This is a genomic window from Sorangium sp. So ce726 (assembly GCF_051521405.1).
GTDB lineage: Bacteria > Myxococcota_A > Polyangia > Polyangiales > Polyangiaceae > Sorangium.
In genome coordinates, this window is the sequence record NZ_CP150349.1 from 6,266,468 (window position 1) to 6,279,111 (window position 12,644).

The window sequence follows — 12,644 nt, forward strand, 5'->3', positions numbered from 1 at the left end:
CGGCCGCGTTGAAGACCGCGGCCCGCGTATACGCAGCTCTGGGAGGGGGCGCCCGCTCCGCGCTCGGCCCCGGGACGATCGCGGCGAGCTCCGGCCGCTCGTCTCCGCCGCGCTCCGGAAGGCCGGCGTCGGGGTTCCCCGCCGGACCACGGCCTCCGCCGGACCACGACGCTCGCGGCCGTGCGAGCAGCGGTCCGCCCGCCTGGGACATCCTAAGTCATTGAATACACAGCGTTTTCATGTGACAATCGGCCAGCAAAAAAGAAAAATTTCGCCGGCGTGTCGATCCGGCCCCGGCTCGTTCGTCGCCACTTCAGGAGAACGGTCGTCAGAAGGGCCGCAGGCGATGCCTGCGCCAGAAGGAGTTGCGCGCATGTCGAGGCTTCGGGTAAACGCGTTTGGGATCTCGATCGACGGTCATGGCGCCGGTCCCGGCCAGGATCTGGCCAATCCGATGGGCGTCGGAGGGATGGCGCTGCACCAGTGGGTCCTCGGCACGAAGACGTTCCAGAAAATGTCCGCCGACTTCGCTGCCTCGCTGATCGGCGACACGGTCGGCCGGACAGGCGTCGACGACGACTTCGCCGCGCGCGGCTTCGAGAACCTCGGCGCCTGGATCATGGGCCGCAACATGTTCGGGCCGCAGCGGGGCCCCTGGCCCGACGACGGCTGGAAGGGATGGTGGGGCAAGAACCCGCCCTACCACGTGCCCGTCTTCGTGCTCACGCACCATGCTCGTGAGTCCTTCACCATGGAGGGCGGAACGACCTTCCACTTCGTGACCGAAGGCATCCACGCCGCGCTGAAGCGCGCGAAGGAGGCGGCCCAGGGCAAGGATATCCGGCTCGGCGGCGGCGTCTCCGCCGTTCGGCAGTACCTCTCCGCGGGGCTCATCGACGAGCTCCACCTCGTGATCTCCCCCGTGCTCCTCGGCCGGGGCGAGCACCTCCTCGCCGGCATCGATACGGTGAGCCTCGGCTACCGATGCACGGAGCACGCTTCCTCGGGCCACGCCACCCATGTCGTCCTGACGAAGTAGCCTTTACCAAGGAGAAGAGCTCCGTGAAAGTCATGGTGTTCGTCAAGGCCACGAAGGAATCCGAGGCGGGGAGGATGCCGGACGAGAAGGTCATCGCCGAGATGGGCAGGTTCAAAGAGGAGCTCGTCCAAGCCGGCGTCATGCTCGGCGGAGAGGGGCTGCACCCGAGCAGCAAAGGCAAGCGCCTGCGCATCTCGGACGGCAGGACGACGCTCATCGACGGCCCCTTCGCCGAAGCCAAGGAGCTCGTCGGCGGATACTGGCTCTGGCAGGTGAAGTCGCTGGACGACGCGGTCGCGTGGGCCAGGCGCTGCGCCGACTACATGCCCAGCGGGGAATGGGAGCTCGAGATTCGACCGATCTTCGAGGCGGAGGACTTCGGCGAGGAGTTCACGCCGGAGCTGCGCGAGCAGGACGAACGCCTGCGCGCCGAGATCGAGCGGCAGCGGAAGTCCTGAAGGTCGCGCTCCCCGATCGATGGCGATTGTGTCGGCTTCGTGAATCCACCCGGCGCAGGTGGGCGGAGATGCGGCGCCGTCACACAGGAGAGCGGCGCGCGACCTGCGGAGGCGCGCGCCGGCTCGCCGCGCGGCGCGCATTCGCGTTGACGCCATATCCGTGCGACGCTATCGCACCGCCCCATGAATGGAACCATGTCAAAGGCATTGACGGCGATTCTGCTCCTCTCGTGCGCGGCGCCGCTCGGTTGCGGCGCGTTGATCGCGTCGCTCGGCCCGGAGGAGAAGGCTCAGCTCGACGAGTTCACGAAGAGGTACAACGAGACGTCCGCCGCGTCGAAGAAGAACCTCGACACGAACGAGGCGTATTTCAACGCGATCATCGTGGCCGCGAGCTGTGCGGACAAGACCAAGCTCGCGGTGGGCAACGAGTGGATGACCGAGACCGTGGATGGGAAGATGTACGTGCAGCAGGCGCGCGACAAATGCGCCGAGATCCTGACGGCGCTCCGCAAGAAGGACTCGGGCGAGCAGGGCTGCGGTTATGCCTCGCTCCGCGTGCAAGGCGGACAGCAGCGCCCCGGCATGGACTGGACCACCACCGTGAGCGGCGCCCTGAACTTCGATACGAACGAGCGGACGAACCTCCGCGCCCAGGACGACGGCTCGCGCGAGCTCACGGCGTGCGACAAGGTGCCGGAGAAGGGCACGACGCCTGCTCCCATCTGGAAGCCGGAGCTCGTCAAGGAGGCCGAAAGGATGTGCGGGCAAGGCTCGATCATCCTCTACACGGGCACGGACTGGAAGACGAACGAGGCGTCGTCGACCGACGGGGACCACTACCTGACACGCTACCTCGACGCGGAGTGCTGGTACCCGAAGGGGACGGTCGGCAAGGACTACAAAGTGCCGGTGGAGTGCGAATCTGGCGACACGCCGCCTGAGCCCAACAAATCGTGTGTCACGTCGGCTGGGAAGCTCGTCGTGAGGTGAAATCGCCCTCGACCCGCGCCGGACTGAATTGACATCTTCAACAGAGGCCTCACGCGGCCGGTTAGCCTTCGTCGATCCCCGCGCGCACGGCTTTCGAGATCACAAGGCCGCGCCCGGGATGCCCTGCCGTCCATTCGTTGAGGCGCAAGAGCTCTCCCCCCGCGACCCGCTCCCGTCCGTCCGGGCCTGTGACCGTCGCCGGCGCGGCGTGCAGCACCAGCGCGACCTGGACCGCCGGGCTCGGCCGCGGCCGCGACGCGAGGGTCGCATCGAGCGCGCGCACCGCCCCGACCAGCCGGGCCCTGGCGGCGCGGCTGCCCTCCGGATCGCCGGGGAGCGCCGTCGCGCCGACCAGCACCCCGCCGCCGTCGACCAGCATGACCAGGCCCGCGTCGGCCGCGGCGCGCCGCGCCGCCGCGAGCACCGCCTCGGCGTCGTCGAAGGCCGCCTCGTCGAGCTCGTCCCCTCCCTCGATCTGCACCGCGACGTGCAGCGCCGCCGCCGGGCAGACGCGGGCGTCGTCCCTCGTGGCGAGCGGCGCTGCGCGGAGATCCGCGAGGAGCTCGGCGACGCTCGGGTAGCGCGCGTCCGGCGACTTCTCGAGGCAGCGCGCGATCGCGGCGTCGAAGGCCCGCGGCACCGTCACGAGATCGCCCGCCCGAGGTGGCGGCGCGAAGAGCTGGAGCTCCTCGAGCTCGACGAAGTTGTCGGCGTGGAACGCGGGTTGGCCCGTGAGCAGCTCATAGAGCAAGAGGCCGAGCGCATACACGTCTGTCCGCGCGTCGACGGTGCGGCCGGCGATCTGCTCGGGGGCCATGCTGCCCGGCGTCCCGAGCACGCTGCTCTGCGTGAAGATCGGCCCGCGGCCGAGCCGCTCGGGCTCCAGCAGCTTGGCGATCCCGAAGTCGACGAGCCGCGTCGTGAACCACCCGTCCCTCGGGATCGCCATGACGTTCTGCGCCTTGACGTCGCGGTGGACGATGCCCAGCGCATGCGCGGCGGAGAGCGCGCCGCCGACCTCCTCGAGCACGGCGAGCGCCTCCGCGGCCGCGAACGCGCCGCGCGCGCGGAGCTCCTGCTTCAGCGTGCGGCCCTCGATCCATTCCATCGCGATGTAGGGCCTGCCGTCCGGCAGGTCGCCCACGCCGACGCTCGCGACGATGTGCGGGTGAGCGAGGCCCCGGAGGGCCGCGGCCTCTTGCTGAAATCGCTCAAGGATACGCGTACTTGCGGCGAGCCGGCGCCGGAGGACCTTGAGCGCGACGGGCCGCCCCGTTCCAAGCTGCGTGGCCAGGTAGACCACCGCGAAGCCGCCGTGGCTCCGCGCCGCCTCCACAAGAAATTCCCCGGCGAGGGTGCCGGGAGCGAGGTCGTCGGATGCACCCGGCTCCTCGTCGAGGAGGGTGGAGGCGGGGTCGAGGGATCGGGTCGGTGCGGCCACTGCATTGCCGAGATCGCAGCAGCTGGCCGCGGGGCGCAAGCCCCATGGTGACGCTTCCAAGCACGGCTCCGGCCGGGCGACCGCCGGACAGCAGCGTCACGGCTTTGTCGGCCCGCGGAGCTGCGTCGGAACGACCTTGCCCTGGGGGGGAGGACCTTGCATGGGAGGCGGGTCCCCCTGAGGGACGCGAAAAATCGGATCCGGCGGCTGCCGGTTGATGACGGGCGGCTTGCGAACGGCGACCGGGCCCGAGCCGTTCTCGTTGAGCTCCAGGCACCTCCTGGGACCGAAGACATCACACGGCTGGCGCAGGTACACGGTCACGGGATGCATCCACCGTCTCGTGTCGCCGGCTTCGCCGGTGCAGGGGCCCGTGTACGTCCCATCGACCGGATCTCCAGCGCATACATTCGCGCGGCCCATCTCTCCGGTTCCGGACACGCCATCCGCGTAGCTCCGGCACGCGCCGACATGCTTTGCGAGGCACCCCGGCTGACCTCCCCCCGTGGACCTGGCACACACGCGCCGCTGCATGTAGATGAAGTCGTCGTACTGCGGGCCCGCGGCGTGCTCTTGCGGGTGACAGACGAACGCCTCCCCGTAGATCATATCGTCGAGGTGCGCTGTGGTCAGGGTCGGTCGCACGACCTTGCCTGCGACCAACGTGACCTCGAAATCCGTGTTGAGCGCGCTCGCATTGAAGAGGTTGCCGAAGAACGCGCCCTCCCGCCACGGATAATCCGTCTTCTCCCCCACGTCCACCGGGAGCATCCTGGTCTCCCCCGGCCTCTCCGGGAGCACACCCGGCCTCTCCGGGAGCACACGGCCACGAGCCGAGATATTGACCCGCGCGCCGAAGGCGTTGTTCTTGGCGAGCAAGCAGGCCGAGACCAGCTCCTGGCAGCTCGCCCTCATGGCGTTATGCGCCTTGTCCCGCGCGGGCCACTGCGGATCAGCCCACGCAGGGCAGAGCCCCATGGATCCGGAATAAGAGAGAGCGCTGTCGGGCTGCGCGCTCGCCGCGCGCGCAGCGCGTTCCTCCGGCGTCGGGGCCCATGCTCCCTCGTTCGCCGGCGGGGTCCACTCGACGCGCTGTTTTGTGGAGAGGGCACACTCGACGAGATCCTTCATCACATCGCGCGCCCACGGGTCGAGCAGGGCGTCATGGAGGGGGCCCGCGGCGAACGACGCTGTCGTCAGCGGATTGCGATCGAGCGCCTGAAGGCTCTGCCGGTTGGTTGTAAGCAGGTTGTGGCCCAGGTGGTCGAGCGTCAGGTGGTTGGCGATCACCATGAGCGGCACGGGGGGCGCGCCGCTCGCGCTCGTGGCGCTGGCAGCGAGCATGATGCCCGCAGCCAGCGACAGGGTGGCCACTCCGAGACAAGCCGTTCGTCGATTCATCGTTGCCCCTTTCCGGTCATCGAGTCGGAAGCACATCCGCAACACGTCAGCCGCCCGTCTAAAGCACGCCTCGCGCCACCCCGTTCGGCCCCGGGAATACGCGCTTTCCTCTCCGGGGGCCGGGCGCGGTGTGGCGCGCGCCGCGACAGCCGGCGGGGGCCTGTCGCCTGGGCGACGACAGACGTTGCTGGGAGGCCGCTCACGGGAGCTCGCGCCCGTCGAGCTGCGCCGAGAGGCGCGAGAGCCGCCCCTTCCAGAACCGTGTTCCCCAGGTCTTCTGCGCCGCCTCTCCGAGGAAGCGGCGGGCGTCCTCGCGCCTGCCGCTCTCCAGCGCGGCGGCCGCGGCGAAGCAGAGGACCTCGATGTGCTCGCTGAGGAGCGCGGCCTCCCGCACCTCGGCGACGAGCGCTCCCCACGCCTCCGCCGGCGCGCCCGCGCCCTCCACGACCTGCGCGCACAGGCGGACCAGGACCCGCGTGACCGGCGGGGCAGCGCCGAGATCGCAGCGGGCCCGCACCCAGTCGAGGTGGCGCCTCGCCTCGGCGAGCTCGCCGCGCGCGCACTGGATCCGCGCGACGAGCAGCGCGTAGTCGGGCATGGCGCTCGCATCGAAGAACCGCTGCTGGAGCTCGAGGGCGCGGAGCGCGAGGGGCAGCGCCTCGGTGAGCTCGCCGCCCCAGTAGAGCAGCTCGGCGAGGTTATGGGCCGGGCCGCGCTCGAGGTACGCGTTGCCGAGCTCGCGTGCCAGCGCGACCGCGGTCCTGAGGTCGTTCACGGCGCCCTCCGGGTCCTCGCGCATCAACCGGATCGTCAGCCGGTTCTGGTAGGCGCCGCCGAGGTGCAGGCGGTCGCCCACGCGCTCGCAGCGCGCGATGACCTCGTCGAACCGGGCCTCGGCCTCCTCGAACCGGCCGGCGTAGACCAGCGCGGGCGCGACCAGCAGCAGGGCGATCACCTGGCTCTCGTGGTCGCCGAGCGCCTCGGCGCGCCTCGCCGCGGGCGCGAGGCGCGCGATGGCCTCCTCGAGCTCTTGCCGGCGGAAGTGCCCGCGCCCGAGGGCCACGTCGCAGCGCACATCGAGGCCGGGATCCGCGCGCCGCTCCAGCAGGGGTACCGCCCGGTCCACGAGCGCCTGCGAGCCGGCGAAGTCATCGCACCAGTCCAGGATGGTCGCCTCTTCGAGGAGCAGATCCGCGACCATGGAGTCGTCCCCGGAAGCCTCGGCGATGGCCCGCGCGCCGCGGAGGTCGTCCGCGGCGTCGTCGAAGCGCTGGATGCGGTAACGCACCTTGCCCCGGCCCGCGAGCGCCGCGCCCCGGCTCACGCGGCCTCGAAGCGCCGCCGCGGCGTCCGCGGGCGCCGCGCCCGCGCGCCCGCTCTCCGCGAGCGCCGCGAGGGCCGCGGTGTAGTGCCGCTCGGCGTCGACGTAGAGGTGCCGCCGCCGCGCCTCCTCGGCGAGCTCGAAGCAAGCCGCCGCGGCCTCGGCGTGCGCGCCCGCCGCCGCCGCGTGCCGCGCGATCCTGGCGAGCGCCGCGCCGCCCTCCCTGGGCGCCGCAAGGAGCCCCCGGAGCGCGATCCCGTGCAGCCGCCGCCGCTTCGCCGCGGGCACCTCCGCCTCGATCGCGCGGCGGAGCAGCGGGTGCGCGAAGGCGAGCCGCCCCCCGTCCGCGGCGCGCAGCAAGCCGCGGCGCAGGAGCCGCGACAGGCCGACGCCGGGGTCGAGCTCCGCGCACGCCCCGATCGCGCGCTCGCGCGCCGCCTCGTCAAGGAGCCTCCCGATCTCATCGATCGCGAGCTCGTCACCCGCGAGGGCGCACACCTCTGCGAGCTCGGCGAGCGGCGGCGGCAAGCCGGCGAGCGCGCGCCGTGCGAGGCCGCTCATGACCGGCGCGGCCTCGCCCCGCGCGATCTCGTCGCCGGCGAGGTACCACCCCGGGCCGCCGCGCGCCTTCCTGATGGCGCCCGCCTGCCGGAGCGCGGCGGCGAGGTCGACCACGAAGAGAGGGACCCCCTGCGCGGCGCCGAGCAGGCTCGCGAGGACCGGCTCCGGCGCGAACTCGACCGGGTGCAGCCGGTCGAGGAGCAACGCGCGCGCGGCGCCGGCGTCCAGCGGCGGGAGCGTCTGCTGCCGGGCGCGCGCCGCCCGCTCGCCGAGGAGCGGGCGCGCGGCGGCCAGCGCGGGGTGCGCCGCCACGAGGACGGCGAGCGGGGCGCGCGCGCCTGCGAGGGTCGCGATCTCGATCGCGTCGAGGCCGCCCTGGTCACCCCACTGCGCGTCGTCGACGACCAGCACGAGCGGGCGCTCCCGCGCGAGCCGCTGGAGCGCCTCGCCGGCGGCCCGGGCGAGCGTCTGGCGGAGCGCGCCGGGCGCGGCGAGCATGGCGGCGACGGCGGGCTCGGTCTCGGGCAGGGCGTCGAGCGCGAACGCGACGGCGGACCACGAGGCGAGGCCGAGCTCGGGCCCGAGCCGCGCGACGCAGGCGTCGCGGAGGGAGCCCGCCGCCGCGCCGGGGCCCACGTCGAGGCAGGCGCGGAGCAGCGCGCGGGCGAGGCCAGCCGGCTCGGCGAGGTCGGGCGGCCTCGCTGCGACCGCGATCGCGCGCACGCCGGGCTCGGCGGAGAGCGCTGCGGTCACCGCCTCGCAGAGGCGCGTCTTGCCGTGGCCGACCTCGCCGAGCAGCGTGAAGAGGAGCGGCACGCCGTCGCGAAGGGCCCCGCGCGCATGCGCGACGACCTCGGCGACGAGATCGTCCCGCCCGCGGAGCGGCAGCGCGAGCGCCGGGGTGTCCAGCGCGGCGGAGCTCGCGCTTGGGGCGGCCTCGGCGCCCTCCTCGGCGGCCTCGGCGCCCTCGGCGAGGAGGGCGGCGGCCTCGGGGGTGACCACCACCGGACCCGGCGCGCCGGGAGGCCAGAAGTCGGCGGGTCGCGCGAGCGCGGCCCCGGCGAAGACCATCCCGCCCGCGCCCTCGCGCGCGTGAAGCTCCGCGACGTGCACCGCGGCCGAGGTCACGCCGTCGAGCGACGCGACGAGCCGCTGGGCCGCCTGGAACGCGGCGCGCGCGCGCAGGCCCGCTGGCCCGGGGAAGGCGATGACGTAGAGGCCGTCCTGCACCCTGGCGAGCCGCCCACCGGAGGAGGCTGCAATGCCGACGACGCGGTCCATCGGCGCGCTGCCGCGGACCGCGACGAGCGCGACGGGGCTCCGCGGCGGAGCGCGCCCGGTCGCCGTGGCGTCCTGGGGGGGCGACGCGGCTCCCTGGAGCCCCGGATCGACCGCCCGGCGCGGCGAGGGGGCCGCGACCGCCGCGAGCGCGGCCCGGAGCGCCTCGCAGAAGGCGCGCGCCGACCCGAAGCGCTCCTCGCGCGCCTTGGCCAGCGCGCGCAGCAGCACCTCGTCGGCGCCCCAGGCGACGGGCGCGATCTGCGACGGCCGCGGCGGGCGCTGGGAGACGTGCGCGTGCACGACGGCCGACGCGTCCCCGGCGAAGGGCGGCCGCCCCGTGAGCAGCTCGAAGGCGATGACCCCGAGCGAGTACAGATCCGCGCGGGCGTCGACGTCGCGCGCGTCGAGGCATTGCTCCGGCGCCATGTACAGCACGCTGCCGAGCCGGAGCCCCGTGTGCGTGACCTCGCTCCCCTCCTCCGCCGCGCCGCTCCCCTCCCCCGCCCGCGCGAGCCCGAGATCGAGGAGGGCGACCTCCGGCGCCGGCCCCCCCATCCGACGCAGCATCACGTTCTCGGGCTTCAGATCCCGGTGCACGACGCCGGCCGCGTGCACCCTGTCGACCGCGGCGCCGATCGCATCGACGAGCCGCATGGCCTCGACCGGCGCGGCGGCGCCCGCCCCGGGGAGCGCCTCCATCCATCGCGCCAGCGTCTCGCCGTCGACGAGCTCGAGGACCAGATAAGGAAAACCTCCTTCCATCTCGCCCTCGCCGAGCAGCCGCGGCACCGCCGGCGGACCGACCCGGCGGAGCGCCGCCGCCTCGCGCGAGAACCGCGGATCGCCTCGGTGGCGCGCGATCTTGAGCGCCACCGCGATGCCGTCCTCGCGCCGCGAGGCCGCGAACACGCGGGCGAAGCCGCCCTCGTCGAGGAGGCGGAGCCCATCGAACCCCGGGATCCGGGGCGCGACCTCCACCGCCCCGGCCTCTTCCTTCGCGGCGCTCGCGGCCATGCCGCCGTGCAGCGGGCAACCCGCGACGACACCGATCCTGCGGTGACAGAGGGTGCAGCGCATCTGCGGGGTTGCCTCCGGGGCGATGCTACTGCGCGCGTCGAGCCACCGGAAGCATGGATGCCTCCCGCCGACCTGAAGAGGTCGCCATCGTGGGGTTTCGTCCGGTAGAGCCCATCCTGGTTCGCGTTATAGTGGCGCCCTTCGACGAGGGGGCGTGACGATCTGTCGACGCGAACGAGCCGCCGACGCCCCTGATGGAGGTGAACGGATGCGGACCTATGTGCTTGCTCTCCAGGACGTCGATCGAACGAAGGCCAAGGGGGTCGGGGGGAAGGGCGCGAACCTGGGGGAGCTCTCGAGGATCGAGGGGATCCGCGTGCCCGCTGGTTTTTGCGTCACGACCGAGGCTTTCCAGCGGATCATGGGAGAAGCGCCGTCGATCGGCGGGTTGCTCGATCGGTTGTCGTTGCTCGCGGCGGAGGACCGGGACGGGATCCGGGAGCTCAGCGGCGAGCTGCGCCGGATCATCGAAGAGACGGCCATCCCTGAGGACCTGCAAGAGGCGCTCACCCAGGCTCTTTCCAGGCTTGGCGCGGACGATGCCTACGCCGTACGGTCCAGCGCGACGGCGGAGGATTTGCCGGGGGCTTCCTTCGCGGGCCAGCAGGATACGTATCTGAACGTCCTCGGGACGCAGGCGATCCTGCACCACGTCCGCCGGTGCTGGGCATCGCTCTTCACCGAGCGGGCGGTGACCTACCGGATCCAGCACGGCTTCGATCACCGCAAAATCCACATGGCGGTGGTGGTGCAGAAGATGGTCTTCCCGCAGGCGGCGGGGATCGTCTTCACGGCCGATCCCGTCACGTCGAACCGGAAGGTGTCGTCGATCGAGGCTGGCTTCGGCCTGGGGGAGGCCCTGGTCGCCGGCCTGGCGAGGGCCGATCGCTACAAGGTGCGGAACGGCCAGGTCATCGAGAAGGCGATCGCGAAAAAGACGCTGGCCACTCGTGCCTTGGCGGAGGGCGGCACCGAAGAACGGGCGATCGAGCCCGAGCGGCAGGACGGGCAGGTGCTGACAGACACGCAGATCCTGCGGATCGAGCGCCTGGGCCGGCAGATCGAAGGGCATTTCGGCCACCCCCAGGACATCGAATGGTGCCTGGCCGAGGAGGAGCTCCACGTCGTCCAGAGCCGGCCGATCACGACCCTGTATCCCATCCCCGAAGCAGGTGATGGAGGCAACCACGTCTACATCTCCGTCGGCCATCAACAGATGATGACCGACCCGATGAAGCCCCTGGGGCTCTCGTTGTTCCAGTTGACCTCCGGTGGCCGCATGCTCGCAGCGGGCGGCAGGTTGTTCGTCGATCCCACGAAGCAGCTGGCCTCACCGGCCAGCCGGGACGCCCTCCTGGATCTCCTGGGGCGCTCCCATCCGCTCCTCAAGGACGCCCTCTTGACGATCATCGAGCGGGGAGACTTCATCGAGCCCTTGCCCGGCGACCCGACGGCCTCGCCTCCCGGCCAGGGCAAGCAGGCGCCCGGGCGCTTCGACGCGCAGGTCGAGGACGACCCGGCGATCGCCGCGGATCTGGTCGAGCGCAGCCAGGCCGCGCTCGAGGAGCTGAAGCGCGACATCCGGACCAAGACCGGAACGGCGTTGTTCGACTTCATCCGGGAGGACATCCAGGGATTGAGCAAGTCCATGTTCGGGCCACGGAGCATGGGCGTGATCATGGCGGGCATGAACGCTTCGTCGTGGATCAACGAGAAGATGATGGCGTGGCTCGGCGAGAGGAGCGTCGCGGATACGCTCTCCCAGTCCGTGTCGAACAACATCACGTCGGAGATGGGCCTGGCGTTGCTGGATGTCGCCGACGTGATCCGTCCTTATCCGGACGTGGTCTCCTATTTGCAGAACGTGAAGCACGATGGCTTCCTGGAGGATCTGGTCGAGCTCGACGGTGGCAAGGAAGCTCGGGACGCCATCCGGGCTTACCTCCACAAATACGGCATGCGATGTGCCGGGGAGATCGACATCACGAGGGCCCGCTGGAGCGAGAAGCCAACGACCCTGGTCCCCTTGATCTTGAGCAATATCAAGAACTTCGAGCCTCGCGCCGGCGAGCGGAGGTTCGAGCAGGGGCGGCAGGAGGCCTTTCAGCGAGCGCGCGTGTTGCTCGACCGGTTGAGGCAGCTGCCGGAGGGGGAGCAGAAGGCCAGCGAAGCTCAGCGGATGATCGATCGGCTCCGGAATTTCATCGGTTATCGCGAATATCCGAAGTACGGCCTCGTCAATCGCTACTTCGTTTACAAGCACGCCTTGCTGCAAGAGGCCGAGCGGCTCGTGCAGGCCAGCGTGATCCGCGACGTCGAAGACATCTACTACCTCACCTTCGACGAGCTTCGTGAGGTCGTGCGCACGCATCAGCTGGACGACCAGGTGGTCGGCAAGCGGAGAGCCGAACACGAGGTCTACAAGAAGCTGTCGCCACCGCTCGTCATCACGTCCGATGGGGAAATCGTGTCAGGCGCGCACAAACGGGCCGATCTCCCCGCCGGAGCCATGGTCGGCCTGGCGGTCTCCTCCGGCGTTGTCGAGGGGCGAGCCCGCGTCCTCCTGGACATGGCCGATGCGGATCTGGAGGCGGGGGACATCCTGGTCACCACCTTCACCGACCCCAGCTGGACGCCCTTGTTCGTGTCCATCAAGGGCCTGGTGACCGAAGTGGGGGGCCTGACGACCCATGGCGCGGTGATCGCCCGGGAATACGGCTTGCCGGCGGTCGTCTGCGTGGAGAACGCGACCAGGTTGATCCGGGATGGGCAACGCATCCGCGTGCATGGAACGGACGGGTATGTCGAAATCCTGACGTGAGATCCGCGGCGCTCGCGCTCCTCGCCGGGGCGGCGCGGGGCACCGCTTCGTGGGGCCGCTGTTTCGGGGCCGTCGGGCTCGGGATCGCGGGGCCGACCGCGCAAGACGCGTACTTTTACACCGATACGGCAGGGGCCCGGCATGATGGTGGGCTCGAATCGCTCGGCATCCAGGGATCCTCTCAAAAAATCGAGCCGATCGCTCCACGCACCAGGTGACCGCACGATGCGGTCCTTTCGGCGGAGAACCCC

General features: G+C 71.3%; 7 protein-coding genes. 4 read left to right on the forward strand and 3 right to left on the reverse strand.

The features are described from left to right. Window positions 1-373: 373 nt before the first annotated feature. From WME79_RS23400 to WME79_RS23410, 3 genes are all read left to right on the forward strand, one after another. A complete protein-coding gene (locus WME79_RS23400) occupies window positions 374-1,039 on the forward strand; it encodes a dihydrofolate reductase family protein (protein WP_437539121.1) in 666 nt (221 codons plus the stop codon). A gap of 23 nt (window positions 1,040-1,062) precedes the next feature. Continuing rightward, complete coding sequence (locus tag WME79_RS23405; protein WP_437539123.1) at window positions 1,063-1,497, forward strand: YciI family protein; 435 nt, start codon at window positions 1,063-1,065, stop codon at window positions 1,495-1,497. 195 nt (window positions 1,498-1,692) lie between these two features. Next, on the forward strand, window positions 1,693-2,490 hold the full coding sequence (locus tag WME79_RS23410) for a hypothetical protein (RefSeq protein WP_437539125.1): 798 nt from the start codon (window positions 1,693-1,695) through the stop codon (window positions 2,488-2,490). Between the two features lie 61 nt (window positions 2,491-2,551). Here the strand turns inward: WME79_RS23410 and WME79_RS23415 are convergent, their stop codons facing one another. The 3 genes from WME79_RS23415 to WME79_RS23425 all read right to left on the reverse strand — a co-directional run bounded on the left by WME79_RS23415 (window position 2,552) and on the right by WME79_RS23425 (window position 9,572). Then, on the reverse strand, window positions 2,552-3,931 hold the full coding sequence (locus WME79_RS23415) for a serine/threonine-protein kinase (RefSeq protein ID WP_437539127.1): 1,380 nt from the start codon (window positions 3,929-3,931) through the stop codon (window positions 2,552-2,554). A 96-nt stretch (window positions 3,932-4,027) separates the two neighbouring features. Further along, window positions 4,028-5,305: a hypothetical protein gene (locus WME79_RS23420; protein ID WP_437539129.1), complete on the reverse strand. Its 1,278-nt coding sequence runs from the start codon at window positions 5,303-5,305 to the stop codon at window positions 4,028-4,030. Window positions 5,306-5,531: 226 nt separating this feature from the next. Continuing rightward, entirely contained in the window at window positions 5,532-9,572 is a 4,041-nt protein-coding gene (locus WME79_RS23425; protein ID WP_437539131.1) for a serine/threonine-protein kinase, read from the reverse strand. Between the two features lie 208 nt (window positions 9,573-9,780). Here WME79_RS23425 and rph point away from each other — a divergent pair, with 208 nt between their 5' ends. Beyond that, window positions 9,781-12,393 (forward strand): rifamycin-inactivating phosphotransferase, encoded by a 2,613-nt coding sequence (gene rph / locus WME79_RS23430; protein WP_437539133.1) that lies wholly within the window; start codon window positions 9,781-9,783, stop codon window positions 12,391-12,393. The last annotated feature ends 251 nt before the right edge of the window (window positions 12,394-12,644 follow it).

Coding starts and splice junctions, on each gene's coding strand:
- WME79_RS23400 (WP_437539121.1), top strand. CDS start 374: ATGTCGAGGCTTCGGGTAAACGCGTTTGGGATCTCGATCGACGGTCAT.
- WME79_RS23410 (WP_437539125.1), top strand. CDS start 1,693: ATGTCAAAGGCATTGACGGCGATTCTGCTCCTCTCGTGCGCGGCGCCG.
- WME79_RS23425 (WP_437539131.1), bottom strand. CDS start 9,572: ATGCGCTGCACCCTCTGTCACCGCAGGATCGGTGTCGTCGCGGGTTGC.
- rph (WP_437539133.1), top strand. CDS start 9,781: ATGCGGACCTATGTGCTTGCTCTCCAGGACGTCGATCGAACGAAGGCC.